Annotated in this window: 27 protein-coding genes (1 of these 27 cut by a window edge); 10 read left to right on the plus strand and 17 right to left on the minus strand. The window is 72.8% G+C overall.

Annotated elements, in window-relative coordinates; all coding sequences use genetic code 11:
• A protein-coding gene (tyrS, locus tag O1G21_RS11510; RefSeq protein WP_270150923.1) for a tyrosine--tRNA ligase crosses the window boundary here: on the minus strand, positions 1-1,207 show its 5' portion. Its footprint begins 62 nt before the window's first position; only the first 1,207 of its 1,269 coding nucleotides appear in the window; its start codon is at positions 1,205-1,207; its stop codon lies beyond the left edge, outside the window.
• A gap of 314 nt (positions 1,208-1,521) precedes the next feature.
• On the opposite strand from tyrS, the gene O1G21_RS11515 reads away from it, so the two are divergent.
• Positions 1,522-2,052 carry an HNH endonuclease gene (locus tag O1G21_RS11515; protein ID WP_270143026.1) on the plus strand — a complete coding sequence of 177 codons (531 nt, stop codon included), beginning with the start codon at positions 1,522-1,524 and terminating at the stop codon, positions 2,050-2,052.
• A 52-nt stretch (positions 2,053-2,104) separates the two neighbouring features.
• Here O1G21_RS11515 and O1G21_RS11520 read toward each other — a convergent pair whose 3' ends face one another.
• The 7 genes from O1G21_RS11520 to O1G21_RS11550 all read right to left on the minus strand — a co-directional run bounded on the left by O1G21_RS11520 (position 2,105) and on the right by O1G21_RS11550 (position 8,044).
• Positions 2,105-4,006, minus strand: a complete 1,902-nt coding sequence (locus tag O1G21_RS11520; protein WP_270143028.1) for an outer membrane protein assembly factor BamB family protein — start codon at positions 4,004-4,006, stop codon at positions 2,105-2,107.
• Positions 4,007-4,115: 109 nt separating this feature from the next.
• Complete coding sequence (locus O1G21_RS11525) at positions 4,116-4,421, minus strand: 4a-hydroxytetrahydrobiopterin dehydratase (RefSeq protein WP_270143030.1); 306 nt, start codon at positions 4,419-4,421, stop codon at positions 4,116-4,118.
• A 56-nt stretch (positions 4,422-4,477) separates the two neighbouring features.
• On the minus strand, positions 4,478-4,657 hold the full coding sequence (locus O1G21_RS11530) for a DUF1272 domain-containing protein (RefSeq protein WP_270143031.1): 180 nt from the start codon (positions 4,655-4,657) through the stop codon (positions 4,478-4,480).
• A 63-nt stretch (positions 4,658-4,720) separates the two neighbouring features.
• Positions 4,721-5,479, minus strand: a complete 759-nt coding sequence (locus O1G21_RS11535) for a sulfite exporter TauE/SafE family protein (RefSeq protein ID WP_270143033.1) — start codon at positions 5,477-5,479, stop codon at positions 4,721-4,723.
• A gap of 170 nt (positions 5,480-5,649) precedes the next feature.
• On the minus strand, positions 5,650-6,699 hold the full coding sequence (locus tag O1G21_RS11540) for an SPFH domain-containing protein (protein ID WP_270143034.1): 1,050 nt from the start codon (positions 6,697-6,699) through the stop codon (positions 5,650-5,652).
• Positions 6,700-6,709: 10 nt separating this feature from the next.
• Positions 6,710-7,132: an NfeD family protein gene (locus O1G21_RS11545; protein WP_270143036.1), complete on the minus strand. Its 423-nt coding sequence runs from the start codon at positions 7,130-7,132 to the stop codon at positions 6,710-6,712.
• 120 nt (positions 7,133-7,252) lie between these two features.
• The gene (locus tag O1G21_RS11550) at positions 7,253-8,044 is read right to left on the minus strand and encodes an ABC transporter ATP-binding protein (protein ID WP_270143038.1); all 792 of its coding nucleotides are present in this window, start codon (positions 8,042-8,044) and stop codon (positions 7,253-7,255) included.
• A gap of 150 nt (positions 8,045-8,194) precedes the next feature.
• On the opposite strand from O1G21_RS11550, the gene O1G21_RS11555 reads away from it, so the two are divergent.
• The gene (locus O1G21_RS11555; protein ID WP_270143040.1) at positions 8,195-8,998 is read left to right on the plus strand and encodes a hypothetical protein; all 804 of its coding nucleotides are present in this window, start codon (positions 8,195-8,197) and stop codon (positions 8,996-8,998) included.
• On the opposite strand, the gene O1G21_RS11560 is transcribed toward O1G21_RS11555, so the two are convergent.
• The 3 genes from O1G21_RS11560 to O1G21_RS11570 all read right to left on the minus strand — a co-directional run bounded on the left by O1G21_RS11560 (position 8,995) and on the right by O1G21_RS11570 (position 13,724).
• Entirely contained in the window at positions 8,995-9,651 is a 657-nt protein-coding gene (locus O1G21_RS11560; protein ID WP_270143041.1) for a response regulator, read from the minus strand. The genes O1G21_RS11555 and O1G21_RS11560 overlap by 4 nt on opposite strands.
• Positions 9,644-10,837 carry a GAF domain-containing sensor histidine kinase gene (locus tag O1G21_RS11565; RefSeq protein ID WP_405000628.1) on the minus strand — a complete coding sequence of 398 codons (1,194 nt, stop codon included), beginning with the start codon at positions 10,835-10,837 and terminating at the stop codon, positions 9,644-9,646. Before O1G21_RS11565 ends, O1G21_RS11560 begins: the two co-directional genes overlap by 8 nt.
• A gap of 292 nt (positions 10,838-11,129) precedes the next feature.
• Positions 11,130-13,724 (minus strand): FHA domain-containing protein, encoded by a 2,595-nt coding sequence (locus O1G21_RS11570; RefSeq protein WP_270143043.1) that lies wholly within the window; start codon positions 13,722-13,724, stop codon positions 11,130-11,132.
• A gap of 237 nt (positions 13,725-13,961) precedes the next feature.
• Between O1G21_RS11570 and serB the strand changes: the two genes are divergently transcribed.
• Complete coding sequence (serB, locus tag O1G21_RS11575; RefSeq protein ID WP_270143044.1) at positions 13,962-15,209, plus strand: phosphoserine phosphatase SerB; 1,248 nt, start codon at positions 13,962-13,964, stop codon at positions 15,207-15,209.
• Positions 15,210-15,301: 92 nt separating this feature from the next.
• Here the strand turns inward: serB and O1G21_RS11580 are convergent, their stop codons facing one another.
• The 3 genes from O1G21_RS11580 to O1G21_RS11590 all read right to left on the minus strand — a co-directional run bounded on the left by O1G21_RS11580 (position 15,302) and on the right by O1G21_RS11590 (position 17,447).
• Positions 15,302-15,829 carry a SixA phosphatase family protein gene (locus O1G21_RS11580; protein ID WP_270143046.1) on the minus strand — a complete coding sequence of 176 codons (528 nt, stop codon included), beginning with the start codon at positions 15,827-15,829 and terminating at the stop codon, positions 15,302-15,304.
• 95 nt (positions 15,830-15,924) lie between these two features.
• The gene (locus O1G21_RS11585) at positions 15,925-16,047 is read right to left on the minus strand and encodes an SGM_5486 family transporter-associated protein (protein WP_270143048.1); all 123 of its coding nucleotides are present in this window, start codon (positions 16,045-16,047) and stop codon (positions 15,925-15,927) included.
• Positions 16,048-16,163: 116 nt separating this feature from the next.
• Positions 16,164-17,447, minus strand: coding sequence for a CynX/NimT family MFS transporter (locus O1G21_RS11590; RefSeq protein WP_270143049.1), 1,284 nt, complete (start codon positions 17,445-17,447; stop codon positions 16,164-16,166).
• 123 nt (positions 17,448-17,570) lie between these two features.
• On the opposite strand from O1G21_RS11590, the gene O1G21_RS11595 reads away from it, so the two are divergent.
• Positions 17,571-18,245: a FadR/GntR family transcriptional regulator gene (locus O1G21_RS11595; protein WP_270143051.1), complete on the plus strand. Its 675-nt coding sequence runs from the start codon at positions 17,571-17,573 to the stop codon at positions 18,243-18,245.
• A 76-nt stretch (positions 18,246-18,321) separates the two neighbouring features.
• On the opposite strand, the gene fabI is transcribed toward O1G21_RS11595, so the two are convergent.
• A complete protein-coding gene (fabI, locus tag O1G21_RS11600) occupies positions 18,322-19,089 on the minus strand; it encodes an enoyl-ACP reductase FabI (RefSeq protein WP_270143053.1) in 768 nt (255 codons plus the stop codon).
• Between the two features lie 2 nt (positions 19,090-19,091).
• Entirely contained in the window at positions 19,092-19,811 is a 720-nt protein-coding gene (fabG, locus tag O1G21_RS11605; protein WP_270143055.1) for a 3-oxoacyl-[acyl-carrier-protein] reductase, read from the minus strand.
• A gap of 315 nt (positions 19,812-20,126) precedes the next feature.
• Between fabG and O1G21_RS11610 the strand changes: the two genes are divergently transcribed.
• The 6 genes from O1G21_RS11610 (at position 20,127) to O1G21_RS11635 (ending at position 25,960) form a co-directional block, all read left to right on the plus strand.
• Complete coding sequence (locus tag O1G21_RS11610) at positions 20,127-21,272, plus strand: MBL fold metallo-hydrolase (RefSeq protein WP_270143057.1); 1,146 nt, start codon at positions 20,127-20,129, stop codon at positions 21,270-21,272.
• Between the two features lie 135 nt (positions 21,273-21,407).
• A complete protein-coding gene (locus O1G21_RS11615; protein ID WP_405000629.1) occupies positions 21,408-22,970 on the plus strand; it encodes a TldD/PmbA family protein in 1,563 nt (520 codons plus the stop codon).
• Positions 22,970-24,367 (plus strand): metallopeptidase TldD-related protein, encoded by a 1,398-nt coding sequence (locus O1G21_RS11620; RefSeq protein ID WP_270143059.1) that lies wholly within the window; start codon positions 22,970-22,972, stop codon positions 24,365-24,367. The genes O1G21_RS11615 and O1G21_RS11620 overlap by 1 nt, the downstream gene beginning before the upstream one ends.
• Positions 24,368-24,396: 29 nt before the next feature.
• Entirely contained in the window at positions 24,397-24,948 is a 552-nt protein-coding gene (locus O1G21_RS11625; RefSeq protein WP_270143060.1) for an RNA 2'-phosphotransferase, read from the plus strand.
• Positions 24,949-25,092: 144 nt separating this feature from the next.
• Positions 25,093-25,476, plus strand: a complete 384-nt coding sequence (locus tag O1G21_RS11630) for a DUF3099 domain-containing protein (RefSeq protein WP_270143062.1) — start codon at positions 25,093-25,095, stop codon at positions 25,474-25,476.
• A gap of 265 nt (positions 25,477-25,741) precedes the next feature.
• A complete protein-coding gene (locus tag O1G21_RS11635) occupies positions 25,742-25,960 on the plus strand; it encodes a hypothetical protein (RefSeq protein WP_270143064.1) in 219 nt (72 codons plus the stop codon).
• Here the strand turns inward: O1G21_RS11635 and moaA are convergent.
• Positions 25,957-26,946 (minus strand): GTP 3',8-cyclase MoaA, encoded by a 990-nt coding sequence (moaA, locus tag O1G21_RS11640; RefSeq protein ID WP_270143065.1) that lies wholly within the window; start codon positions 26,944-26,946, stop codon positions 25,957-25,959. The two genes, O1G21_RS11635 and moaA, sit on opposite strands and share 4 nt — an antisense overlap.
• Positions 26,947-26,960: the final 14 nt, after the last annotated feature.

Below are 26,960 nucleotides of genomic sequence, written 5' to 3' on the forward strand. Positions count from 1 at the left end.
AGCGGCCGTGCAGCAGGTCGGCCTCGGTCGGCACCGCTTCCTCGTCCGTCACCTTGACGTTGTTGAGGTAGGCGCCGCCCTCCTTGATCGTCCGGCGGGCGGCCGAGCGGCTCGGCGCCAGGCCGACGGCGACCAACAGGTCGACCACCGGCTGGAGTTCGGCGACCTCGGCCTTCGGGACCTCGGCCAGGGCCGCGGCCAGGGTCGGGGCCTCCAGGTCGGCCAGGTCGCCCTGCCCGAACAGCGCCTTGGACGCGGCGACCGCACGCTCGTACTGCTCGGCGCCGTGCACCAGCGTGGTCAGCTCCTCGGCCAGGGCGCGCTGGGCGAGGCGGGCGGCGGGGCGCTCGGCGGTCTCGCGCTCGAGCTCCTCGATCTCCTCCTTCGAGCGGAAGCTGAAGATCCGCAGGAAGTTGGAGACGTCCCGGTCGTCCGCGTTCAGCCAGAACTGGTAGAAGGCGTACGGGGTGGTCAGCTCGGGGTCGAGCCAGACCGTGCCGGACTCCGTCTTGCCGAACTTGGTGCCGTCGGCCTTGACGATCAGCGGCGTGGCCAGCGCGTGCACGGACTTGCCGTCGGCCTTGCGGATCAGGTCCGTACCGGCGGTGAGATTGCCCCACTGGTCGCTGCCGCCGGTCTGCAGGGTGCAGCCGTAGCGGCGGTTCAGCTCCAGGTAGTCCATGCCCTGGAGGATCTGGTAGCTGAACTCGGTGTAGCTGATGCCCGCGTCGGAGTTGAGCCGTCGGGCGACGGCCTCCTTGGCGATCATGTTGTTGACGCGGAAGTACTTGCCCACGTCGCGCAGCAGGCTGATCGCCGACATCCCGGAGGTCCAGTCCAGGTTGTTGACCATGCGCGCCGCGTACGGGCCCTCGAAGTCGAGGAACCGCGAGACCTGCCCGCGCAGGCGCTCGACCCAGCCGGCCACCGTCTCGGGGTCGTTGAGCACGCGCTCGGCGGTGGGCTTCGGGTCGCCGATCAGGCCCGTGGCACCGCCGACCAGGCCGAGCGGGAGGTTCCCCGCCTGCTGGATGCGGCGCATGGTGAGGATCTGCACCAGGTTGCCGAGGTGCAGGCTGGGGGCCGTCGGGTCGAAGCCGCAATAGAACGTGACCGGGCCGTCCGCGAACGCCTTGCGCAGTGCGTCCTCGTCGGTGGACAGGGCGATCAGCCCACGCCACCGCAGCTCGTCGACGATGTCCGTCACGGTCACGCTTCTCCTTCGATCGGGCGTCCGCCCGCTGTCGGCCCGGTTCGGTGGGGCCCCGGGTCGGTACGACTCCAGCCTGATAGAGCCTACGCGGTTCCGGCCAGCGAGTTTTCCCCGAGGCACCGGGGAGCGCACCGGGCCGCACCGGGCCGGGCCGGCGGCACCGCTCCCCGGGCTCCTCCGCGACACCGGAAATTCCGTTGTTAGTCGGCTGCGGGCCCATTCAGAGTGGTTTCACCGCCGTGCGGCGGCAGTGACGTGTGTGGAGACGGTCGTGCCGCCGTGGCACGCCCGTGGGAAGGGTGTGCCGAGTGCGCAACACGCTGGTTCTGAACGCGAGCTACGAGCCCCTGACGACGGTGTCGCTCCAGCGCGCCGTCGTCCTGGTGCTCCAGGACAAGGCGGTGGTGGAGCAGGCGCACCCGCTGCGCTCGATCCGGGGGACGGGCGTGGCCGTTCCGGTGCCACGGGTGATCAGACTGCAGAGGTACGTACGGGTGCCGTTCCGACAACAGGCCCCGTGGTCGAGGCGGGGGGTCCTGGCCCGGGACCAGCACCTGTGCGCGTACTGCGGGCGCCGGGCCACCACGGTGGACCACCTGCAGCCCAGGTCGCGCGGTGGCGAGGACAGCTGGCTGAACACCGTGGCCGCGTGCGCGGAGGACAACCAGCGCAAGGCCGACCGGACGCCGGAGCAGGCCGGGATGAAGCTGCTGCGGCGTCCGTTCGTGCCGACGCCACAGGCCACCCTGATGCTGGCGCTCGGCCTGCGCGGCTCGGAGGCCCGGGAGCTCGCCGACTGGCTGCCGGCCGTACCGGGGCAACCGGTCACTGCGGCCTAGCTGGAGGCGGCCCGGAGACGGCCTGGAAGCGCCCGGCCGGACGCCTCCGGGCTCAGCCCTTCGCCTGGTAGCCCGCCGCCGTGCCGTAGTTGGTCGCGTGCTCGGGCACCACGACCACCTGTCCGCCGCCGATCAGCACCCGTCCGGAGAGCAGCAGCGAGCCCGTGCCGGGCGGGAAGTTGCCGCCGACCGCCTCCTGGCCGCCCGCCAGCGGGAAGCGGTCGAGGTGGGCGGGCTGGTCGCGGCGTTCGTCGGCGGCCAGCACCAGCGAGCCGCCGTCGATGCCGACCGCCCGGGCGGTGCCCTTGGCGGTGGTCGGCGTCCTCCAGCGCTGCTTGCCGGTGTCCAGGTCGTAGCCGACCGCGGACAGCGGCCCGCCGCCGTTCGCGGGGGTCACCGCGGCGACCATCGTGCGGCCCTCGAAGAACACCTCGGGCGTGGCCGAAAACGTTCCGTGGGTGACGTTCAGCCGGCCGGCGTCGGTGACAACCGGGATCTCGACGGCCGGGTCGCCGGCGGCGCCCCAGGCGAACACCCGGTCGTCCGCGGGCTTGGCGCCGGTGGTGAGCACCACGGCCGGTTCGGCGGAGAGCACCGTCACCGTCTTCGGCTGGTTGTTCAGGCCCCGCCACCAGCTGACCTTGCCGTCCGCCGTGTTCAGTGCGACGGCCTGGTCGGCGGGCGTCGAGTCGGCGCAGGAGGAGGCGATCAGTACGGTCTTGCCGCTGACCCCGCCGGACAGGGTGCAGAACTTGCCCTGCCCGGTGTACTGCCAGACGTCCTTCCCGTCGGCCGCCGCCCAGGCCGCCGCGTGGTCGTCGCCGACCGCGATCACCAGGTCCTCCGTGACGCCGATCCGCGCCGAGTAGGCGCCCTGGGCGTCCGAGAGGGTCTTGGTCCAGGCGGTCTTGCCGGTCTTGGTGTCCACGGCGGCGACCAGGGTGCAGGGGCTCTTCGGGTCCGCCTGCGGCCGGAAGAGGGCCGCGCCGAGCCCGGCCTGGTTCACGCCTGCCGAGAGCCCGCACGGAACGGCCCCGGCCGCCGGGGGCTCGACCGACCAGGTCGGCTTGCCCGCCGTCCGGTCGTACGCGTGCACGCCGGAGCCGTCCGCCCGGACCACCGCGTCGGCCAGCAGCCAGCTGCCGACCAGCGTGTCGTCGCCCGCGGGCTGGGCGGCGACGGGCTGCGCGGACCAGACCTTGGTGTGCGCCACGGTGAACCCGGGCTCGCCGCCGCTGGTCGCGGACGCACTGCCGCCGCCCTCGGCGCCGACCGTCAGCGCCGCGGCTATCAGCACCCCGAGCGCGGCCACCCCGGCACCGGCCCGCACCAGCAGGGCCCGCCGGCTGGGCACGTGCTCCCCGGTCAGGACGGCCGCCCGGACCTTGTCCACCAGCGAAGCGGGGGATTCGCCATCGCCGCCGCGCCCCGCCGCCCGCGAGCGCGCGGCGGGCTCGGCGGCTCCGCCCGGCGGGGGCTCCTCGACGGCCGGCGCGGGCTCCGCCGGGGGTTCGTCGATGTGCACGTAGCCGTCGGCCGAGTACTCGGCCCCCGCCGGGACGTACAGCCCCTCCTCCCCCGGCTGGGGCTGCGGCGCGGCGGTGGCGGCGTACGGCTGCTGCCCGTAGTCCGGGTACTGCTGTTGGTACGGCTGGTACTGCTCCTGGCCGCCGTACGCCCCGTGGCCCTGGTCCTGACCCTGGAGGTAGGCGCCCTCGACGTACCCGGTCTGCCCGTGACCGCCCTGCTGCTCGTACTGGAACGGGTCGTACTGCGGCTGGCCGTAATTCGGCTGGTCGTACGGCGGCACCTGCTGCCACTGCCCGTGCGGATCCGGCTGCTGCCACTGCGCCTGCGCCTGCTGCGGGTCGTAGTACCCCTGCCAGTCCTGTGGGCCCTGGAGGTGCCACGGCTGCTGCTGGGCATGGGCGTCTCCGAAGGGCTCCTGTGACACCGTTCCGTCCCTCCCAGCCCCCCGCCGGCCTGCCGATTGCGGCAGTCAGCATCTCACGCCCGCCCGGGCACCCCACCCGGGCCCTCGGCGCGGTCGCGGGGGCCGGGCCTCAGGCCGCCGATTCGGCGCGCAGGGCCTCGTCGATGCGGGCGGCGAGGGTGAAGTCCAGTCCGGTGAGCCCACCGGCGCTGTGGGTGGACAGCACGAAGCGCAGGGTGCGCCAGCGGATGTCGATGTCGGGGTGGTGGTCGAGTTCCTCGGCCTGTCCGGCCACGGCGACGACCACCCGGATCGCGGCCGGGAAGTCGGGGGCGTCGGCGCTGCGGACGATGCTGTCGCCGTCCCGGCGCCACTGCGGCGCGTCCGCCAGCGCCGCCGTGATCTCGTCCTCGCTCAGTCGTGCCCTGCTGCTCATCGGTGCGCTCCGGGGGTCGTCGACGGGGTGCCGGTGGGGTGCCGGCGGGATGCCGGTCAGGCGGCCTTCCGGCGCGGACGGGCCACCAGTTCGCCGCCGCAGTTGGGGCAGTCGGCGGCCATCGCCTCGGTGCAGTCCGCGCAGAAGGTGCACTCGTAGGAACATATCGAGGCGGGGCCGTCGGCGGTCAGCGACACCTCGCAGCGCTCGCAGGTCTCGCGCATCTCCAGGGCCATGGCCGGTTTCCTCCGATGTCGGTACGGTCCGATGAGCGGTCAGGCATACGGCCTGACCGTCGTTCAACTCAACAGCAGTTTGGTGACGGCCAACAGCCCGACCACCACGATGACCGCGCGCAGCGCGGCCGGCGGGAGGCGGCGGCCGACCTTGGCGCCGAGCAGACCGCCGACCAGCGAGCCGGCCGCGATCAGCCCGGCGGCGGTCCAGTCGACCGTCGAGGTGAACAGGAAGAAGAGTGCGGCGACGCCGTTGACGATCATCGCCAGGGCGTTCTTCACCGCGTTGATCCGCTGCAGGTCCTCCTGGAGCATCATGCCCATCAGCGCCATCAGCAGGACGCCCTGCGCGGCGCCGAAGTAGCCGCCGTAGATGCCGGTGAGGAACACCCCGACCAGCAGCACCAGGCTGCCGTCCGGGTCACCGTCGGCCCGGCGGCGGGCCGCGACGGCCTTGGCCACCCGGGGCTGGATCACCACCAGGACGAGGGCGAGCAGGATCAGCACCGGGACGATCGCGTCGAAGGCGCCGCTCGGCAGCTCGATCAGCAGCAGCGCCCCGAGCAGACCGCCGAGCAGCGAGGCGGTGCCCATGCGGCGCAGCCGGCGTCCCTGGCCGACCAGTTCGCGGCGGTAGCCGATCACGCCGCTGAGCGAGCCGGGCACCAGGCCGAAGGAGTTGGAGACGTTGGCGGTCACCGGCGGGATGCCGACGGCGAGCAGCACCGGGAAGGTGATCAGGGTGCCGGAGCCGACGATCACGTTGATCATCCCGGCACCGACGCCGGCCACCAGGACGGCGATCGCCTCCCAGAGCGTCATGGGTCACCTCTCCTCGCGGTCCTGTCCGAGGGGATCATGCCGGACCCCGCACCGGCCGGACCAGGCCCGCCCACGATCCGGGACGCACGCCACACCGCCGCACGAACCAGGAGAACGCCCGGGGGCCCGCCACCACCAGGCAGCGGGCCCCGGCCGGAGAACTCGGCCTATCACTCCGGGTCGATCTTGCGGTACTCCCGCGCCGGGTCCACCCGGGGACGGGCGGCGCCCTTCTCGACGTCCACCGGTCGCGGCCCGGCCGCCGGGTCGAGCGGCACCTGGGTGGCCGCCGGGGGTGTCTGCGGGACGCTCGGCGCCGCCACCGCACCGCCGTTGGCGCCGCCGTTGCCGGACAGGCCGGTGAAGGCCCCGCCGAGGCCCTTGAGCGCGTCGCCGACCTCGCTCGGGATGATCCACAGCTTGTTGGAGTCGCCCTTGGCCAGCTCGGGCAGGGTCTGCAGGTACTGGTAGGCGAGCAGCTTCTGGTCGGCGTCGCCGTCGTGGATGGCCTCGAAGACCGTCCGGATCGCGGCCGCCTCACCGTCGGCGCGCAGCACCGCGGCCTGCGCCTCACCCTCGGCCCGGAGCACGTCGGCCTGCTTCTCACCCTCGGCCTTGAGGATCTGCGCCTGGCGCTGGCCCTCGGCGGTGAGGATCGCGGCGCGCTTGTCGCGGTCGGCGCGCATCTGCTTCTCCATCGAGTCCTGGATGGAGGTCGGCGGCTCGATCGCCTTCAGCTCGACGCGGTTGACCCGGATGCCCCACTTGCCGGTGGCCTCGTCCAGGACGCCGCGCAGGCCGGCGTTGATGACCTCGCGCGAGGTCAGGGTGGACTCGAGGTCCATCGAGCCGATGATGTTGCGCAGCGTGGTGACGGTCAGCTGCTCGATGGCCTGGATGTAGCTGGCGACCTCGTAGGTGGCCGCCCGGGGGTCGGTGACCTGGTAGTAGATGACGGTGTCGATGTTGACCACCAGGTTGTCCTGGGTGATCACCGGCTGCGGCGGGAACGGCACGACCTGCTCGCGCAGGTCGATCCGGTTGCGGACCCGGTCGATGAACGGGACGACGATGTTCAGCCCTGCGTTGAGCGTCCGGGTGTAGCGGCCGAAGCGCTCCACGATCGCGGCGCTGGCCTGCGGGATGACCTGGATCGTCTTGATCAGCGCGATGAAGGCCACCACGACCAGGACGACCAAAACGATAAGGACCGGTTCCACGGACTCTCCCCTAGACGACCAGGGCGGTCGCGCCCTGGATTTCGACGACGTCGACCTTCTGACCCGGTTGGTACACGCTGTCCGGATTGAGCGCGCGGGCTGACCAGATCTCGCCGTTGAGCTTGATCCGCCCGCCCTCCCCGTCGACGGTTTCCGCGACGACCGCGGTGGCGCCCCGGAGCGCCTCGATGCCCGTCTTGATCTGCGGGCCCCTGCGCAGCTGTCGGCGGGCGATCGGGCCGACGAAGACCACCAGCCCGACCGAGACCACGATGAAGGTCAGGGTCTCCAGGACCGCTTCCCCGCCCAGCCCGGCCACGGCGGCGGCCGCCAGCGCACCGATCGCGAACATGGCGAACTCCGGCACCGCGGTGAGCACCAGCGGTATGCCGAGCACCGCGGCGGCCAGGAGCCACCAGATCCAGCTGTCCACGTGTCCATCCTAGGGAGCGGAGGTCCTTCGAGGCGGACAGTTCCCGCAGGTCGAGGAGCGGAAACCGGTCGCACGTGCGACCGGTTCCGACGGGCCTGCGCGGGATGGACGGACGGGGGGTCAGCCCAGCGGCAGACCCTGCGCCGACCAGCGGTCGCCGTGGCGCTCCAGGGTCAGCGGCAGGCCGAAGCACTTGGAGAGGTTACGGGCGGTCAGCTCGGTGTCGATCGGGCCGGCGGTGAGCACCTTGCCCTGGCGGATCATCAGCACGTGGGTGAAGCCGGGGGCGATCTCCTCGACGTGGTGGGTGACCATCGCCATGGCCGGCGCGAACTCGTCCTGGGCGAGCGCGCCGAGCCGGCGGACCAGGTCCTCGCGGCCTCCGAGGTCCAGGCCGGCCGCGGGCTCGTCGAGCAGCAGCAGCTCGGGGTCGGTCATCAGGGCGCGGGCGATCAGGGTGCGCTTGCGCTCGCCCTCGGAGAGGGTGCCGAACTTGCGGCCGGTGAGGTTGGCCATCCCCATGCGGTCGAGCAGGGCGAGCGCGCGGCCCTCGTCGGACTGCTCGTAGGTCTCCTGCCAGCTGACCGTCATGCCGTAGGCGGCGGTGAGCACGGTCTGCAGCACGGTCTGCTCGGCCGGCAGCTTGTCGAACATCGAGGCGCCGGCCAGGCCGATCCGGGAGCGCAGCTCGAAGACGTCGATCTCGCCCAGCTTCTCGCCCAGCACCGAGACCTTGCCCGAGGTCGGGAAGAGGTACGAGGAGGCGATCTGCAGCAGGGTGGTCTTGCCGGCGCCGTTCGGGCCCAGGATGACCCAGCGCTCACCCTCGGAGATGGACCACGAGACCTGGTCGACCAGCGCGCGCCCCTCCCGGACCACGGATACGTCCACCAGCTCCAGCACGTCGCTCATGCCTACGCCTTCCCCAAATACAAAAAATGTCGGCCGTCGGTGCGGGCGGCGAGCCTACTCCGGCGGCCGGTGGGCACGGGGTGGGTGCGCCGCACGCGCATGGGCAAACCTACGCCACCCGGATGACCGCCGATTCCGTAGGCTGGCCGGATGCTCGCGACTCCTGCCGACGATCCGTACGAAGAGCCCCGTTCGGGGCGGCTGACCGCCTGGGGCAACGCCCTGCTGAGCGGCCTGGTGCCGCCCGACGACGCCGCCGCGGCCGTGCTGGGCACCGACGAGGGGCACCGGGTGACCGGGCTGCCCGGGAACGGGCCGGGCGAGCAGCACGGGCTGACCTGGGCGCTCGGCCGGCTGCGGGTGCTGGGCGTGAAGGGCCTGCGGCTGGCGCTGCCCTCGGCCGGGCACCCGCTGGGGCTGACCGGCCCGGCGGCCTTCAACGAGCGCGCCATGGCGGCGGGCGAGGCGGTGCTCGCGGTGGGCGTACCGCTCGGCCTGGTGCCGGAGGTCACGGTGTACGGCCCGGAGGGGGACCGCGCGGCCACCGTGCTGTGGCGCTGCGCGGAGGTCAACGACGCCCCGCCGGCCGACGTGCCCTCGCTGCACGAGGCCGAGCGCGAGCTGGCGGACGGGCTGCGCGAGGCGACGGCGCTGCTGACCCGGCTGGACGTGGCCGGCGCCGGCCCGGCGGCGCTGCGCGCCCTTGAGGCGTACCGCCGGCGCGGCCACGCCGAGCTGCTCGCCCCCGGCTACCCGCCGCGCGCCGTGCGCGTCCTGGAGTCGGCCCGCCAGGTTTCCGCCCTGCTGTCGATCGCCGCGGGCGGCCACGGCGCCGCCGTCAGCGCCTCCGAGATGGCCGCCCGCCAGTCGGTGCTGGCCCCGCTGCGGCGCACCGCCCGCCGCGCCCAGGTGGCCGCCTACAACGCCCTGGTGGACGAGCGCGGGGACCGCTAACGCTCCCGGGTCGCGCCGTTGCGGACGGCCCAGAGCGCGGCCTGGGTGCGGTCAGCGAGGTCCAGCTTCATCAGGATGTTGGACACGTGGGTCTTCACCGTCTTCTCCGACAGGTGCAGGCTGCGGGCGATCTCCCGGTTGGAGCGGCCGTCGGCGATGTGGCCGAGCACCTCGCGCTCGCGCTCGGTGAGGGTGCCGCCGCGGCCCTGTGGGGCGCGCGGGCCGTCGTCGGCGAGCAGGGCCTCGGCCAGTTCCGGCTGGAGCAGCACGTGACCGGCGTGCACCGAGCGGATGGCACCGGCCAGCGCCTCCGGGTCCACGTCCTTGTAGACGTACCCGGCGGCGCCGGCCCGCAGCGCGGGGACCATGGTGCGGTGCTCGGTGAAGCTGGTGACGATCAGGATCCGGGCCCGGCTGCCCTCCTCCTTGAGCGTGCGCAGCGCCTCGATGCCGTCGACGCCGGGCATCTTGAGGTCCATCAGGACGACGTCCGGGTCGAGTTCGCGGGCGCGGTCGACGCCCTCGGCCCCGTCGGCGGCCTCCCCGACCACCTCGATGTCGTCCTGGACCTCCAGGAAGGTGCGCAGCCCGCGGCGGACCACCTGGTGGTCGTCGACCAGCAGGACGCGGATCGACGGCGTGCTGTCAGGCACCGGGGACCTCCATCTCGACGAGCGTCCCCTGGCCGGGGGCGGACTCCAGGGTGAGCGTGCCGCCGACGGCGGCCGCGCGGTCGCGCATCGAGGCCAGGCCGAGGTGCCGGCCGGCCCGGCGGACGGACTCGGGGTCGAAGCCGCGTCCGTCGTCGCGCACCCGCAGCACGGCGCCGCGGGCGGGGGTGCCGGCCAGGGAGACGGTGACCCGGCGGGCGCCGGAGTGGCGCAGCGCGTTGTGCAGCGCCTCCTGGGCGACCCGCAGCAGCGCGGCCTCCTGGGCGGGCGGCAGGGCACGGACGCCGTCGGCGGCGAAGGCGAGGTCGGCGGTGTGCGCGCGGTCGAGGAGCTGTACCTGGGAGGCGAGGGTGGCGCTCAGCCCGTCCTCCTCCAGGGCGGCGGGGCGCAGTTCGACCACCACGGCGCGCAGTTCGTCGGCGGCCTCGGCGGCGAGCCGGGCGACCTCGGCGAGTTCGGCGCGGGCGCGGGCCGGGTCGCGGTCGACGAGCTTGGCGGCGGCCTTGGCGGTCAGCCGCAGCGAGAAGAGCTTCTGCGAGACGGCGTCGTGCAGGTCGTGGGCGATCCGGGCGCGCTCGCCGGCCAGGGTGAGTTCGCGGCTGCGCTCGTACAGGCGGGCGTTGGACAGGGCGAGGGCGGCGTGCGCGGCGAGGATCCGCAGCAGTTCCTCGTCGTGGTCGGTGAACTGGCCGCCGCCGCGCTTGTTGGCGAGGAAGATGACGCCCATCACCTGCGGTTCGTCCTCGGCGGCCTCGGTGTCCAGGACGGGCATGCCGAGGAAGGCGTCCATCTCGGGGTGGGCGGCGGGCCAGCCCTCGAAGGCGGGGGCCCGGCGGACGTCGACGAGGCGGGTGGGGCCGGTCTCGTGCAGCATTTCGGCGAGCACGCCGTGCTGACGGGGCAACGGGCCGATCGCCCGCCACTGCTCGTCGGTGACGCCGTCGACCACGAACTGGGCGAAGCCGCCGTGGTCGTCGGGCACGCCGAGGGCCGCGTACTCGGCCTCCAGCAGCTCGCGGGCGGAGGCGGTGATGCGGCGCAGCACCTCGCGGACCTCCAGGTGCCGGCTCATCGCGAGCAGGGCCTGGCTGACGGCCTCGATGCCGGCCAGCGGGTCGCAGCCGGGCGGGCCGGCGGAGGTCCGGTGATCACCGGTGGTGCTGGGCATACCGCCAAACTACCGCCGTCGCGGGGGCGTCCGCGTCCGTCCCCGGCCGTCCCGGCCGCAGGTCCGGGGACCTAGGCCGGTGGGCCCGCCCGCCCCGAGCCGAAGGGGCGCGCCGGTGCCGAAAGCGAGGAGCGACAAGCGAGGCACGAGCGCCGGAGCGACGACCGTCGGCACCGGGTCCGAGCGCCCCGGAGGCGAGCGGGCGAGTCACCCGCCCCGGAGGCGAGCGGGCGAGTAACGCCCAGGGGCGGCCCTCCTCGTCGAGGAGAGCCGCCCCTGGGAGCGAGGGCTGTCAGCCCTTCTGCATGACCTCCGGCTCGTGCCGGCGCTGCAGCCGGGTCACGATCACGCCGATCACGATCGAGATGACGACCAGCACGCTCGCGTCGATCGCCCACTGGGCGACGGAGTGCTTCCACAGCGGGTCGTAGTTCGGGTGCTCGAAGTCCTTGTTCCAGGGACCCATGAGGTGCGACAGGTCGAGCGTGGTCGAGACGATGCCGGTGCCCCAGCGGGCGGGCATCAGCCAGGCGACCTGCTCCAGACCGGGCTTGCCGAAGATCTGGAAGAGGCAGCCGGTGAAGACGACCTGGACGATGGCGAACATGACCAGCAGCGGCATGGTCTTCTCGGCGGTCTTCACCAGCGCGGAGATCATCAGGCCGAACATCATCGCGGCGAAGCTCAGCAGGATCATGCCGATGGTCATCTCGATCATCGGGATGTTCTTGACGATCAGGCCGTGCTCGGGGAGCTTGCGCGGCAGGAAGCCGACCGCGGAGATGATCGCGCCCTGGATCACGGAGAAGATGCCCAGCACGATGATCTTGGACATCATGTACGCCGAGCGGGAGAGGCCGGTGGCCCGTTCTCGCTCGTAGATCGCCCGTTCCTTGATCAGCTCGCGGACCGAGTTGGCCGCTCCGGAGAAGCAGGCGCCGATCGCCAGGATCAGCAGGATCGTCGCGGCCCCGTTGTTGAGGTGGAGCTGCGTCTTCGGGTTGGGGGCGAGCCCCGGTTCGTTGGGGATCAGCACGCTGACCGCGCCGATGACCGCGGGCAGCAGCACCGACAGCGCCAGGAAGCCGCGGTCGGAGGCGAGCACCGACATGTAGCGGCGCATCAGGGTCCACAGCTGCGAGCCCCAGCTCTGCGGCTTGGGCGGCCTGATGGCCTCCTGGGCGACCTGGGCGTGCTGCACCTCGCCCGCCTCGACGGTCGGGGCGGAGTACTGCTGGTAGTGCACCGAGCCGCGGTAGCGGCCGGCCCAGTCGTGGTCCGGGTAGTTCTCGAAGGCCTGGAAGACGTCCGCCCAGGTCTCGTACCCGAAGAAGTGCAGGGCCTCGTCCGGCGGGCCGAAGTAGGCCACCGAGCCGCCCGGCGCCATCACCAACAGCCGGTCGCAGAGCGCGAGTTCGGCCACCGAGTGGGTGACGACCAGGATCGTGCGGCCGTCGTCGGCGAGGCCGCGCAGCATCTGCATGACCTCGCGGTCCATGCCCGGGTCGAGGCCCGAGGTGGGCTCGTCCAGGAAGATCAGCGAGGGCTTGGTGAGCAGCTCCAGGGCGACCGAGACGCGCTTCTGCTGGCCGCCGGAGAGCGCGGTGATCTTGTTGTCGGCTCGCTTGTCCAGGCGCAGCTCGTACAGCACCTCGTCGATCCGGGCCTCGCGCTCCTTCGCCTCGGTGTCGCCGGGGAAGCGCAGTCGGGCCGCGTACTTGAGGCCCTTCCGCACGGTGAGCTCGCGGTGCAGGATCTCCGACTGCGGCACCAGGCCGATCCGGGAGCGCAGTTCGGCGAACTGCTTGTAGAGGTTGCGGCCGTCGTAGAGCACCTCGCCGCGGTCGGCCGGGCGGTAGCCGGTGAGGGCGCGCAGCAGGGTCGACTTGCCGGAGCCGGACGGGCCGATGACGGCCACCAGGGACTTCTCCGGGAGGCCGAAGCTGACGTCGTTGAGCAGGACCTTCTTGGCGCCCTTGTGCTCGACCTCGACGGTCAGGTGGCGGGCGGAGAAGGAGACCTCACCGGTGTCGACGAACTCCTGCAGCTGGTCGCCGACCAGCACGAAGCTGGAGTGGCCGACGGTCAGCCGGTCCTGCGGGCCCATCAGCTGACGCTGCACCGGCTGGCCGTTGAGGAAGATGCCGTTGTGGCTGCCGAGGTCGACGATCTCGTAGCGGCCGTCCGGCAGTTGGCGCAGCTCGGCGTGGTGGCGGGAGACCTGGAGGTCGGACACCACGATGTCGTTGTCCAGCGCACGGCCGATCCTGACGGTGCGCATGCCGGCCGTCAGGCTGCGGATCATCGTCGGCTGCGGGCCGCCGCCACCGCCGTGCTGCGGCGGGGTCGGGAAGCCCTGCTGCTGCGGGAACCCGCCGTGCTGCGGCGGCTGCTGGTCCTGCGGCTGCGGCGGGTACGGCTGCTGCTGCGGCACGTACTGCTGCTGGGGCTGGCCCGGCCAGGCCTGCTGCGGCTGCTGGTACGGGTCCTGACCCGGCCACGGCTGCTGCGGGGCGGGCTGCTGGGGCGCCGGGTTGGGGCTGCGACTGGTGACGGCCTCGTGCACCGGGGAGGGCTGCGGGGCGGCGGCGTGGGCGGGCGCGGAGAAGGCAAGTCGGGGCCCGTTCTCCGGGTTGCCCAGGTTGACCACGCCACCGGGGAACAGCTGGGCCTGCATGGTGCGGGCACCGGCCACGTAGGTGCCGTTGGTGCTGCCGTGGTCGTCCAGCTGCCAACCGCTGCCGTTGAAGCTGATGGTCCCGTGCTGCCAGGAGACCCTGGCGTCGTCGAACGCGAAGTCCGACTGCGGGTTGCGTCCGATGGTGTAGGACCGCCCGGGCTCAAGAGTCCGCTGCTGTCCGTTGATCTCAATGACGAGTTGCGGCACTGCTTGCCTGCCCCGCTCTCTCGGTTCCCCCGAATTCGGCCCCCGGCCGGGGTGCGCTGTTCCTCTGACTGACGGGGGGAATCATTCCAGCCCGCCGACCGTCGATGAAAGTCACCCCGGGTGACTGTGACCAGGCTGCTACCCGGGGCTGCCGTTCGGGCCCGACGCTTGCGCGTGTCCCGCGACGTGGGACGGGTGCCCTCGGCCCGGCGACCGACGGGTAGCGTGGGAGTCACCATGAACGCATCGCCCTTGGCCGCTGAGCCCCTCCCCGCCGCCCAGCCCCGGACCGCGGACGAGCGCACCCTGCTCGTCAAGGTGTTCGGCAAGGACCGCCCCGGCATCACCGCCGGCCTCTTCGCCACCCTGGCCGGCTTCGGCGTCGACGTGATCGACATCGAGCAGGTCGTCACCCGCGGTCGCATCACGCTGTGCGCCCTGGTCACCCCGCCCCACGCGCCCGGCGCCGAGGGCGGCCTGCGGGCCACCGTGCACCGCTGGGCCGACGAGCAGAAGCTGCAGGCCGAGATCCTCTCCGGCATCGGCGACAACCGTCCGCGCCGCGAGGGCCGTTCGCACGTGACGGTGCTCGGCAACCCGCTGACCGCCTCCGCCGTGTCCGCGCTGACCTCCCGGATCACCGCGGCGGGCGGCAACATCGACCGCGTCTTCCGGCTCGCCAAGTACCCGGTGACGGCGGTCGAGCTGGCCGTCTCCGGCGTGGCCACCGAGGAACTGCGGGCCGAGCTGGCCCAGGAGGCGGCCGCCCAGCGGGTGGACGTCGCGGTGGTGGCCGCCGGGCTGGAGCGCCGGGCCAAGCGCCTGATCGTGATGGACGTGGACTCCACGCTCATCCAGGACGAGGTGATCGAGCTGTTCGCCGCCCACGCGGGCTGCGAGGAGCAGGTGGCCGAGGTGACGGCGGCGGCGATGCGCGGCGAGCTGGACTTCGCCGAGTCGCTGCGGGCCCGGGTCGCCCTGCTGGCCGGGCTGGACGCCTCGGTGACCGAGAAGGTCCGCGCCGAGGTCCGGCTCACCCCGGGCGCCCGCACCCTGATCCGTACGCTGCAGCGCCTGGGCTTCCAGGTCGCGGTGGTCTCCGGCGGCTTCACCCAGGTCACCGACCACCTGGTGGACCTGCTGGGGCTGGACTTCGCGGCCGCCAACACCCTGGAGGTGGTGGACGGGAAGTTCACCGGCCGGGTGGTCGGCGAGATCGTGGACCGGGCCGGCAAGGCCCGCTGGCTGGCCCGGTTCGCCGAGCAGGCGAAGGTGCCGCTGGAGCAGACGGTGGCGATCGGCGACGGCGCCAACGACCTGGACATGCTGAACGCGGCCGGGCTCGGGGTGGCCTTCAACGCCAAGCCGGTGGTGCGCGAGGCCGCCGACACCGCGGTGAACGTGCCCTTCCTGGACACCGTGCTGTACCTGCTGGGCATCACCCGCGAGGAGGTCGAGGCGGCCGACGGCCTCTCGATCGAGTAGGTCCGAGCAGGTTCTGTGGAGGTACGTGAGGGGCGTGCGGATCGATCCGCACGCCCCTCATGCATGCCGGTCCCTCACGTGTGCTGTGGAAGTCAGTCCTGCGGCGTGTGGTACGAGACCAGCTCGGCCACCCCCGGCTCGACGCCCTTCCAGGAGCCGCTGAAGCTGAGCACCGCGATCGCCGCCGTCGGGAAGCCGCCCACGCGCAGCCGCTCCAGCGCGTCCGGGTCGCCGGCGTCCCCGGCCAGCACCTGGGTCAGGCCCAGCACGCCGGGGTTGTGGCCGACCAGCACCAGGTCCGCGTACTCCTCCGGGGTCTCATGGATGACGGTGATGATCTCGCCCGGGCTGGCCTCGTAGATCCGGTCCTCGTACACCGTCTTGCGCGGCCGCTTGGGCAGCTCGTGCGCCGCCAGCTTCCAGGTCTCGCGGGTGCGCAGGGCGGTGGAGCAGAGCACGAAGTCGGGGTTGATGCCGGAATCGGCCAGCCAGCGGCCGGCATCCGGGGCCTGGTGGCGGCCCCGGTCGGCCAGCGGCCGCTCATGGTCGTCCACGCCGTTGGGCCAGTCGGCCTTGGCGTGACGGAGAACGATGATCCTGCGGGGCGTGTCGGCGCTCATACCCAGCAAGCTTGGCAGAAAAGCGGCCCGGGGGCGCGACGCTCCCGGTCGCCGCTACTCCCCTGGTGGTCCTGGGGGCGAACGGTGTGAACGGGTCAGCCCAGCGAGGCGGCGACGGTGGCGATGATCGCCACCAGCACCACGATGGCGCCGAAGGCGAGGGCGATGCGGCCGAGCTGCTTGCGGCCGTCGGTGGGATTCGGGTCGAGAACGGGCATGTCGGGATTCTCCCACCCCGAACACACCCGTCCTCCGCCAGCCCCACCGCCTTGGTCCGGCCTTGACCTTCGGACCTTGGCCTTCAGGCTTGGCCTTCAGGCCTTGGGCCTTCTCGTCAGGCCTTGACCCGCTCGGCCGGGTGGACGGCCTCGTCCTCGATGTGCCGGGCCCGCGCGGCCCGCAGGCCGAGCAGCATCTGCGGCACCAGCAGCAGCGCCAGGAAGCCCAGCGGCCCGTACCACCGGCCGGTGGCCTGGTAGATCCACCCGACCAGGATCGGGCCCGGGATGGAGATCAGGTAGCCGACGCCCTGGGCGAAGACGGACAGCTGCGCCACCCCGCCCGCGGTCCGGGCGCGCAGCCCGATCATGGTCAGCACCAGCGGGAAGGCGCAGTTGGACAGCCCCACCAGCACCGCCCAGACCCACGGCGCCCCGGCCGGGGCGAACGCCAGACCGGCGTACCCGGCGATGCCGAAGGAGGCCAGCACGACCACGAACAGCCGCTGGTCGCCGCGCCGGGCGGCCAGGTTGGGCAGCACGAAGGAGACCGGCACGCCGATCACCATGGTGACCGCGAGCAGCGCCCCGGAGGTGCCCTTGTCGATGCCGGAGTCCTGGAAGATCTTGGACAGGAAGCCCATCACCACGTACGCGCCGGTGGCCTGGAGGCCGAAGAAGCCGGCCATCGCCCAGGCGGTGCGGCTGCGGGTGATCGGCAGCTTGGCGGGGGCGTCGGCACTCCCGGCGCGCTCGCCGCGCTCGCGCTTGGCGATCAGCACCGGCAGCCAGAGCACCAGGGCGAGCGCACCCAGGCCGGCCCAGACGCCCAGTCCGTAGCGCCAGTCGCCACCGAGGGCACTGGTCAGCGGCACGCTGACCAACGCGGCCAGGGCGGTGCCGGCGGACAGTGCCATGGAGTACAGGCCGATCATCGGACCGACCTTCTCCGGGAAGTACCGCTTGATCACCACCGGCAGCAGCACGTTGGAGACCGCCACACCGGCCAGCGCGAGCGCGGTGAGCAGCAGGAACACCGCGGTGCCGCCGGCGAAGGAGCGGGCCAGCACGCCCGCCGTGATGGCACCCATGCCGGCCGTGATCACCGCGATCGGGCCGATCCGGCGGGCCGCCGCGGGGGCGAGGAAGCCGAACAGCGCGAAGCACAGCGACGGCACGGCGGCGAGCAGTCCGGCCAGCGTCGAGCTCATCCCGAGGTCGGCGCGGACGGAGTCGAGCAGCGGCCCGAGGCTGGTGACCACGGGGCGCAGGTTGACGGCGGCGGCGGCGATCGCGAGGACGATCAGCCAGCCGGGGTACTTGGCGGAGGTGGAGGGCCGCTCGGTCTGCGGCCGGGCCTCGGTTCGGGGGGAGGTGGTGGTGTCTGCTGCGGGAGGCATGCACGCCATCATAGAATGATGGGATGAATTGACGCACCTTGGAATTGGCATGATGTGCCGACCGTTCATCCACCGGCCACCTCCCTCCAGGGGCCACCCACCCCGTAGTCGCAAGGAGTCCCCGTGGCGCTGTCCTCGCCGAGGCGCACCCCGCTGTCCGACCAGGTGATCGCGCAGCTGCGCGCCCAGATCACCTCCGGGGAGTGGCCCGTCGGCTCGCGCATCCCCACCGAGGCCGCCCTGGTCGAACAGCTGGGGGTGGCCCGCAACACCGTCCGCGAGGCCGTCCGCGCCCTCGCCCACAACGGGCTGCTCGACATCCGCCAGGGCTCCGGCACGTACGTGCTCGCCACCAGCGAGCTGGCCGGGGTGATGCACCGCCGCTTCGCCGACGCCGACCAGGCGCAGGTCGCCGAACTGCGGGCGGCGCTGGAGACCTCCGCGGCCGGACTGGCCGCGGCTCGCCGCACCGAGCGCGACCTCGGCCTGCTGGACGCCGCGCTCGACCGGCGCGAGGCCGCCTGGCGCTCCGGCGACGCCGAGGACTTCGTCCAGGCCGACGCCGCCTTCCACCACGCCGTGGTGGCCGCCGCCCACAACGACGTGCTGCTGGCCGTCTACTCCGACCTCGGTGAGGTCACCCGCGAGCACCTGCGCAACGACGTCGGCCCCGAGCTGATCGCCGAGCGCTACATCGGCCACGACACCATCCGGGACGCCATCCGGGACGGCGACGCCCAGCGCGCCTCGGTCGAGGCCGGCCGCGCCATCGGCGCCTGCGCGACCGCCGAGGCGTGACTCGCCCGCTCACCGGGAAACGCCGCTGCCCGGCACCCCCTCCACGGGGGTGCCGGGCAGCGGCGTGCTCAGCGGGTCAGGCGCCGATGGCGTGCAGACCGCCGTCCACGTGGACGATCTCGCCGGTGGTCTTCGGGAACCACTCGGACAGCAGCGCGACGATGGCGCGGCCGGCCGGCTCCGGGTCGCTCAGGTCCCACTTCAGCGGGGAGCGGTGGTTCCAGGTGTCGGCCAGGTCGCCGAAGCCCGGGATGGACTTGGCGGCCATCGAGCCGAGCGGACCGGCCGAGACCAGGTTGCAGCGGATGTCCCGCTCGCCCAGGTAGCGCGCCAGGTAGCGGTTGGTCGCCTCCAGCGCGGCCTTGGCCGGGCCCATCCAGTCGTACTGCGGCCAGGCGAACTGCGCGTCGAAGGTCAGGCCGACGACCGCGCCGCCGTCCTGCATCAGCGGCAGCAGCGCCATCGTCAGCGACTTCAGCGAGTACGCCGAGACGTGCATCGCGGTGGCCACGGACTCCCACGGGGTGTCCAGGAAGTTGCCGCCCAGCGCGTCCTGCGGCGCGAAGCCGATCGAGTGGACGATGCCGTCCAGGGTCGGCAGGGTCTCGCGGACCTGGTCGGCGATGCCGGCCAGCTGCTCCGGGTTGGAGACGTCCAGCTCGAGCACCTTGACCGGCTTCGGCAGCTTCTTGGCGATCCGCTCGGTCAGGCTCGGGCGCGGGAAGGCGGTGAGGATGATCTCCGCGCCCTGCTCCTGGGCGAGCTTGGCGGCGTGGAAGGCGATGGAGGACTCCATCAGCACGCCGGTGATCAGGATCCGCTTGCCCTCGAGGATTCCACTCATGATCAGTGACCCATGCCCAATCCGCCGTCGACGGGAATGACGGCTCCGGTGATGTACGCGGCCTCGTCCGACGAGAGGAACCGCACGGTGGAGGCGACCTCGGCGGGCGCCGCGTAGCGGCCCAGCGGCACGCCCGAGACGATCTCCGCACGGCGCTCGTCGCTGAGCACGGCGGTCATGTCGGTGTCGACGAAGCCGGGGGCGACCACGTTGACGGTGATGTTGCGCGGGCCGAGCTCGCGCGCCAGCGAACGGGCGAAGCCCACCAGGCCGGCCTTGGAGGCGGCGTAGTTGGCCTGGCCCGGCGAGCCGGAGAGGCCCACCACGGAGGAGATCAGCACCACGCGGCCCTTCTTGGCACGCATCATCAGCTTCGACGCGCGCTTGACCACCCGGAAGGTGCCGGTCAGGTTGGTGTCCACGACGGAGGTGAAGTCCTCCTCGGACATCCGCAGCAGCAGGGTGTCGTTGGTGATGCCCGCGTTGGCGACCAGCACCTCGACCGCGCCGTGCTTCTGCTCGATCTCGGTGAAGGCGGCGTCGACCTGCGCGGCGTCCGTGACGTCACAGCGCACCGCGAGCACGTCGAACTTGGCCAGCGCCTCCGGCACCTCGCCCGAGCGGCTGGTGATGGCCACCTTGTCGCCCGCTTCGGCGAAGGCCTGGGCGATCGCGAGGCCGATGCCCCGGTTTCCTCCGGTGACGAGAACCGAGCGGCTCAACGATCCACCTCTCTCCGTGTGTGAGCGCGTACGTCGGAATGCGTACGCGGTGTGACGCTATCGGGCGGTCGGCGGCGGCGGCCAATCGGGCTCCCACAGCGCCGCACCGGCGGAACTGTCGCAATCCGACAATCCGCACCCGCGGCACCGGACGCCTCCCGGCCGTCCCCCGCAGGCCGGAGCACCGCCGCGATCGGGGCGACTGTACGGGAACCACACGGGCGGGCGCGCCCGTTGCCCCCCTGGTGCGAACCGCCCCGGGGCCGGCCGTACCCTTCCCCGAAGAGTCCCGGCGAGGAAACGAAGGCAGGGCGCATGACCAAGGCACGGCCCGGGAGCACCCACCGGCGCGGACGACTGCTCGCCCTCACCACCCTGGCGGCGGGCCTGGGCGCGACCGCCTGGTCGCTGCGCGACCTGCCCGCGGCGTTCGGGCGCCGCCCGGACGGCGAGCGCGAGGAGCGGGTCCGCAACTCCCCGCAGTACCGCGACGGCGTGTTCCACAACGCTCCCTCGACCCTCGCCCGGGCCGACAGCACTCCGGACTTCGACCGCGACACCGTCCGCCGGATGCTGTTCCAGCGCGAGGGCCGCGTCCCGGCCCGTCCGGTGCCCACGGTACGCCCCGCCGCCGCGACCGGCCCGGCCGCCGAGGGCGTGGAGATCACCTGGTACGGGCACGCCTCCGCGCTGGTGGAGATCGAGGGCTCGCGCGTCCTGCTCGACCCGATCTGGAGCGACCGCTGCTCCCCCGCCGCCCACGTCGGCCCCAAGCGGCTGCACCCGGTGCCGGTCGAGTTGGAGGAGCTGCCGCCGGTCGACGCGGTGCTGATCTCGCACGACCACTACGACCACCTCGACATGGCCACCGTCAAGCGCCTGGTGCGCAGCCAGTCCGCGCCCTTCGCCGTGCCGCTCGGCATCGGCGGCCACCTGCGCCGCTGGGGCGTCCCCGAGCACCGGATCATCGAGCTGGACTGGGACGAGACCTGCACCCTGGGCGAGCTGGTGCTCACCCTCACCTCCGCCCACCACTTCTCCGGCCGCGGCCTGACCCGCAACACCACCCTGTGGGGCTCCTGGGTGATCGCCGGTCCCCGACGCAAGGTCTTCTACACCGGCGACTCCGGCTACTTCGAGGGCTACGCCCGGATCGGCGAGCAGCACGGCCCCTTCGACGCCGCACTGGTGCAGATCGGCGCCTACGACGCGGCCTGGGCGGACATCCACATGACCCCCGAGGACGCCGTCCTCGCCCACCGGGACCTCAGGGCCGGACTGCTGGTGCCGGTCCACTGGTGCACCTTCAACCTGGGCCTGCACCCGTGGTCCGAGCCGATCGAACGCCTGCTCAAGGAGGCCAAGGTCCAGGCCGTCCCGCTGGCCGTCCCGCGCCCCGGCGAGCGGGTCGACGTGGACAACCCGCCGGAGCTGGACGGCTGGTGGGAGGCCGTCGCCTGACGGCGCCGAGCACCCTGGCCGAAACCGCAACGCACCGGGCGAAATGCGCTGGCCGGAAAGCGGTGGACGGGAAATGATGCGGTGCGGGCGCCCTTGTGGCCCCGCACCGCAACCCTCCGCGACCTGGGAGCCCGATTGCCTCCGATCCCTCCGGCCGACCGCGCCGGCGCCGAGCCCGCTCGCGCCGTCGACCCGCTGTTTCTCGCCCTGCCACTGCGCACCCTCGCCGACGCCGCCCTCAGCCGGGCCCGTGAACTCGGCGCCACCCACGCCGACTTCCGCCTGGAGCGGGTCCGCAGCGCCGCCTGGCGGCTGCGCGACGCCCGCCCGGCCGGCACCTCCGACGGCGTGCAACTGGGCTTCGCCGTCCGGGTGCTGCTGGACGGCGCCTGGGGCTTCGCCGCCGGGGTGGACCTCACCCCCGAGGCCGTGGCGAAGGTCGCCGCCCAGGCCGCCGCGGTGGCCCGGCTCTCCGGCGGGATCAGCCGGGCGGCCGGCTCCACCGAGCGGGTCGAGCTGGCCGACGAGCCCGTCCATCGGGACGTCACCTGGGTCTCCGCGTACGAGGTCAACCCCTTCGACGTCCCGGACGCCGAGAAGTCCGCCCTGCTCGCCGAGCGCAGCTCCCGGCTGCTGGCCGCCCAGGGCGTCTCGCACGTCCGGGCCGCCCTGCTGACGGTGCAGGAGAACAAGTTCTACGCGGACACCGCGGGCACCATGACGACCCAGCAGCGGATCCGGCTCCACTCCGAGCTGGAGGCCACCTCGGTCGACGAGCGCACCGGCGCCTTCGACTCGATGACGACCCTGGCCCCTCCGGTGGGCCGCGGCTACGAGTACCTCACCGGCACCGGATGGGACTGGGACGCGGAGCTCGCCGAACTGCCCGTCCTGCTGGCCGAGAAGATGAAGGCCCCGAGCGTCAAGCCGGGCCGCTACGACCTGGTCATCGACCCGTCCAACCTCTGGCTGACCATCCACGAGTCGATCGGCCACGCCACCGAGCTGGACCGCGCACTCGGCTACGAGGCCGCCTACGCCGGCACCTCCTTCGCCACCTTCGACCAGCTCGGCACCCTCAGGTACGGCTCCGACCTGATGCACGTCACCGGCGACCGCACCGCCGAGCACGGCCTGTCCACCATCGGCTACGACGACGAGGGCGTCGCCACCCAGTCCTGGGACCTGATCCGGGACGGCGTCCTGGTCGGCTACCAACTCGACCGCAGCATGGCCAAGTTGAAGGGCTTCGAGCGTTCCAACGGCTGCGCCTTCGCGGACTCCCCGGCGCACGTCCCGGTCCAGCGGATGGCCAACGTCTCGCTCCAGCCCGCCGCCGACGGCCCGGACACCGAGGGCCTGTTCGCCGGGGTGGAGAACGGCCTGTACATCGTCGGCGACCGTTCGTGGTCGATCGACATGCAGCGCTACAACTTCCAGTTCACCGGCCAGCGCGCCTACGCCATCAAGAACGGCGAACTCGCGGGCCAGGTCAGGGACTTCGCCTACCAGGCCACCACCACCGACTTCTGGGGCTCGATGACGGCGGTCGGCGGCCCGCAGACCTACGTCCTCGGCGGCGCCTTCAACTGCGGCAAGGCGCAGCCCGGTCAGATCGCGGCGGTCAGCCACGGCTGCCCGTCGGCGCTGTTCCGCAACGTCAACGTGCTCAACACCCAGCAGGAGGCGGGTCACTGATGACCGCGATGCAGCCCCACGAACTCGTCGAGCTGGCCCTCGGCCTCTCCCGCGCCGACGGCTGCGTGGTGATCGCCGACGAGGAGTCCACCGCCAACCTGCGCTGGGCCGGCAATTCGCTGACCACCAACGGGGTCACCCGCGGCCGCAGCCTCACCGTGATCGCCACCGTGGCCGGCGCCGAGGGCACCGCCTCCGGCGTGGTCTCCCGCGAGGCCGTCACCGCCGAGGACGTCGAGGGCCTGGTCCGGGCCGCCGAGGAGGCCGCCCGCTCGGCCGGCCCGGCCGAGGACGCCCAGCCGCTGGTCGCCGACGTGCCGCCGTCCCCGCACTTCACCCAGCCGCCCGCGGAGACCTCGATCGAGGTGTTCGAAGCCTTCGGCCCGGCCCTCGGCGAGGCCTTCGCCCGCGCCGCCGCCCAGGGCGAGCTGCTCTACGGCTTCGCCCGGCACGAGCTCACCACCAGCTACCTGGGCAGCTCCACCGGCCTGCGGCTGCGCCACGACCAGCCCACCGGCATGGTCGAGATCAACGGCAAGACGGCCGACCTCACCGGCTCGGCCTGGGTCGGCGCCGCCACCCAGGACTTCACCGACATCGACGTCCCGGCCCTGCACGCCGAGCTGACCAAGCGGCTCGGCTGGGGCGCCCGCAGGATCGACCTTCCCGCCGGACGGTACGAGACGCTGCTGCCGCCCTCGGCCGTCGCCGACCTGATGATCAACCTCCACTGGGCCTCCGGCGGCCGGGACGCCCACGAGGGCCGGACGGTCTTCTCCAAGCCCGGCGGCGGCACCCGGCTCGGCGACAAGCTCGCCGGCCTGCCGCTGACGCTGCGCGCCGACCCGCGCGAACCCGGCCTGGAGGCCGCCCCGTTCGTGCTGGCCCACAGCACCGGCGGCGACGTCTCGGTCTTCGACAACGGCACGCCGATCACCGCCACCGACTGGATCCGCGACGGCGTGCTGACCGGGCTGATCACCAGCCGCCACGCGGCAGGCCTCGCCGGCCTGCCGCTGCGCCCCGCGATCGACAACCTGGTGCTGGAGACGGCCGACCAGGAGTCCGCGCCGACCCTGGACGAGATGATCGCCCGCACCGAGCGCGGCCTGCTGCTCACCTGCCTCTGGTACATCCGCGAGGTGGACCCGGCGACGCTGCTGCTCACCGGCCTCACCCGGGACGGCGTCTACCTGGTGGAGAACGGCGAAGTGGTCGGCGCGGTCAACAACTTCCGGTTCAACGAGTCCCCGGTCGACCTGCTCGGCCGGATCACCGAGGCGGGACGCACCGAACGCTGCCTGCCCCGCGAGTGGAGCGACTACTTCACCCGCACCGCGATGCCACCGGTGCGTGTCGCGGACTTCAACATGAGTTCGGTCAGCCAGGCCTCATAGCCGCTGACCAACGGGGGGATACCAAGAACATGACGGACGAGAAGCGGCTGGTCAGGTCGAGCAAGATGCTGTCGCGCATCCTGCGGCACGAGCCGGAGCTGGTGGGGATCACGCTGGACGGCTCCGGCTGGGTGCGGGTCGACGTCCTGCTCGACGCCCTCGCGGCGAAGGGCAGGCCGCTCACCCGGGCCGAGCTCGACCACGTCGTGGCCACCGACGACAAGCGCCGCTTCGGCTACTCGCCGGACGGCCGCTCGATCCGTGCCAACCAGGGCCACACGGTGGCGGTCGACCTCGGTCTGACCGCCACCGCGCCGCCCCACGTGCTCTACCACGGCACCGCCGACCGCCACCTGGCGTCGATCTTCCGCGAGGGCCTGCGCCCGATGGCCCGGCTGGACGTGCACCTCTCGGCGGACACCGAGACCGCCACCCGGGTCGGCGCCCGGCACGGCCGCCCGGTCGTGCTGACCGTGAACGCGGCCGCGATGGCGGCGGCCGGCCACGAGTTCCGGCTCAGCGACAACGGCGTCTGGCTCACCGCCGCCGTGCCCCCGCAGTACCTCTCCCGCCGCTCCTGACCCGACTGCCGCCGGACGGCTCCCCTATCACGCCCGACCGGGTGGGCCCCGCCCACCCGGGCTCGTCGTCCCCGTTGCCCCGGCGTACCGTGAGGAGGCCGCGCGGCACGGCGCGCGGGTGCGTGGACGAGGGCGGTAGGACACATGGGCAAGAGCGCCGAAGGCGGGCAGGTCTACCGGATCACGGGGGCGCGCAGCAGCCTCACCGAGGACGTCCGGGGGCGTCAGCGCCGCTACGTCATCTCGATGCTGATCCGCACGCTCTGCGTGCTGGCCGCGGTGGCACTGTGGGACGTCCAGCGCTGGCTCGCCTTCGCGGCGCTGGCGGGCGGCGTGCTGCTGCCGTACTTCGCGGTGCTGATCGCCAACGCGGGCCGGGAGCAGACGCCCGGCCTGCCGAGCACCTTCGACTTCCCCGCCGACACCCCGCTGATGCTCGGCCCGGGTGGTACGGGTGGGGCTGGTGCGCCTGCTGGTACAGGACAGGCAAAGACCGCCGGCACCGAAAGTTCACAGCACACGGACTGACCGTCCGGTTCGCGGCGGTTGCGCCCGAATCGGCTCCGGGAAAGCTCAAAAGAAGCTCAGATTAATCATGCAAGACCTCCCCATCCGAGGGTCTCGGCGTGACATACTGCGTACGCGCTCCGCATCCCCCGTCGGAGCGACGGACCGACGCCGGGCGGCTCCCCCCGTGGCTGCCCGGCGTCGCCATGCCCGGATCCGGGTGGGCCGGGGCGGCGTGACAGACTGACGGCGACGACGCACCCGCCGAGCACCGAGGACGGCCCCGATGGACACCCCGCAGACCCCGATCTGCTCCGCCAAGGGCTGCCGGGCGGACGCCCGCTGGGTGCTGGTGTGGAACAACCCGAAGCTGCACACCCCGGACCGCCGCAAGACCTGGCTGGCCTGCGAGGAGCACCGCGAGCACCTGTCCCAGTTCCTGGGCGTGCGCGGCTTCCTCAAGGAGGTCGTCGCCTTCGCCGACTGGACCTCTGAGGACGACTAGCCGCCGATCGCCGACATCGGCCGCTCGGGCTGGTGGAACTCCGGCTCGTCGATCCCGGCCCCGGCCTTCTTGCCCCACATCGCCGCCCGCCACAGCGCGGCCAGTTCCGCGTCGTCCGCCCCCGAGCGCAGCGCGGTGCGCAGGTCGGTCTCCCCGGTCGCGAACAGGCAGTTGCGCACCTGCCCGTCGGCGGTCAGCCGGGTCCGGTCGCAGGCCCGGCAGAACGGCCGGGTGACGGAGGCGATCACACCGACCCGGCCCGGGCCCCCGTCCACCACCCAGCGCTCGGCGGGCGCCGCGCCCCGGCGCGCGGACGGCTCCGGGGTGAGCTGAAAGCGGGTGCGCAGCAGCTCGAGGATCTCCTCCGCGGTGACCATCGACGAGCGGTCCCAGCCGTGCTGGGCGTCCAGCGGCATCTGCTCGATGAAGCGCAGCTCGTAGCGCCGCTCCAGGCACCAGGCCAGCAGGTCGGCCGCCTCGTGGTCGTTGACCCCGCGCATCAGCACCGAGTTCAGCTTCACCGGCGCCAGCCCGGCCGCCTCGGCGGCGGCCAGCCCCTCCAGCACGTCCTGGTGGCGCCGGCGGCGGGTGAGCGTGAAGAACACCTCGGGGTCGAGGGTGTCCAGCGAGACGTTGACCCGGTCCAGCCCGGCCTCGCGCAGCGCCGTGGCCGTCCGGGCCAGCCCGATGCCGTTGGTGGTCAGCGACAGCTCGGGGCGCGGCTCCAGCTCCGAGCAGGCGGCCACGATCGCGACCAGTCCGGGGCGCAGCAGCGGCTCGCCACCGGTGAAGCGGACCTCTCGCACGCCCAGGTCGCGCACGGCCAGGGTGACCAGCCGGACGATCTCCTCGTCGGTCAGCAGGTCGGGCTTGGCCAGCCACTGCAGCCCTTCCTCCGGCATGCAGTACGTGCAGCGGAGGTTGCACCGGTCGGTCAGGGAGACCCGCAGGTCGACGGCCTGCCGGCCGAAGGTGTCGAGCAGCACGTGGCTTCCCCTTC

This window comes from Kitasatospora cathayae, from assembly GCF_027627435.1.
GTDB lineage: Bacteria > Actinomycetota > Actinomycetes > Streptomycetales > Streptomycetaceae > Kitasatospora > Kitasatospora cathayae.

Coding starts and splice junctions, on each gene's coding strand:
- O1G21_RS11530 (WP_270143031.1), bottom strand. CDS start 4,657: ATGGCCCTGGAGATGCGCGAGACCTGCGAGCGCTGCGAGGTGTCGCTG.
- O1G21_RS11620 (WP_270143059.1), top strand. CDS start 22,970: ATGACCGCGATGCAGCCCCACGAACTCGTCGAGCTGGCCCTCGGCCTC.
- O1G21_RS11630 (WP_270143062.1), top strand. CDS start 25,093: ATGGGCAAGAGCGCCGAAGGCGGGCAGGTCTACCGGATCACGGGGGCG.
- O1G21_RS11550 (WP_270143038.1), bottom strand. CDS start 8,044: ATGAGCGACGTGCTGGAGCTGGTGGACGTATCCGTGGTCCGGGAGGGG.
- O1G21_RS11635 (WP_270143064.1), top strand. CDS start 25,742: ATGGACACCCCGCAGACCCCGATCTGCTCCGCCAAGGGCTGCCGGGCG.
- O1G21_RS11525 (WP_270143030.1), bottom strand. CDS start 4,421: ATGAGCAGCAGGGCACGACTGAGCGAGGACGAGATCACGGCGGCGCTG.
- O1G21_RS11590 (WP_270143049.1), bottom strand. CDS start 17,447: ATGCCTCCCGCAGCAGACACCACCACCTCCCCCCGAACCGAGGCCCGG.
- serB (WP_270143044.1), top strand. CDS start 13,962: ATGAACGCATCGCCCTTGGCCGCTGAGCCCCTCCCCGCCGCCCAGCCC.
- O1G21_RS11580 (WP_270143046.1), bottom strand. CDS start 15,829: ATGAGCGCCGACACGCCCCGCAGGATCATCGTTCTCCGTCACGCCAAG.
- O1G21_RS11625 (WP_270143060.1), top strand. CDS start 24,397: ATGACGGACGAGAAGCGGCTGGTCAGGTCGAGCAAGATGCTGTCGCGC.
- O1G21_RS11535 (WP_270143033.1), bottom strand. CDS start 5,479: ATGACGCTCTGGGAGGCGATCGCCGTCCTGGTGGCCGGCGTCGGTGCC.
- O1G21_RS11610 (WP_270143057.1), top strand. CDS start 20,127: ATGACCAAGGCACGGCCCGGGAGCACCCACCGGCGCGGACGACTGCTC.
- O1G21_RS11555 (WP_270143040.1), top strand. CDS start 8,195: ATGCTCGCGACTCCTGCCGACGATCCGTACGAAGAGCCCCGTTCGGGG.
- O1G21_RS11565 (WP_405000628.1), bottom strand. CDS start 10,837: ATGCCCAGCACCACCGGTGATCACCGGACCTCCGCCGGCCCGCCCGGC.
- O1G21_RS11585 (WP_270143048.1), bottom strand. CDS start 16,047: ATGCCCGTTCTCGACCCGAATCCCACCGACGGCCGCAAGCAGCTCGGC.
- fabI (WP_270143053.1), bottom strand. CDS start 19,089: ATGAGTGGAATCCTCGAGGGCAAGCGGATCCTGATCACCGGCGTGCTG.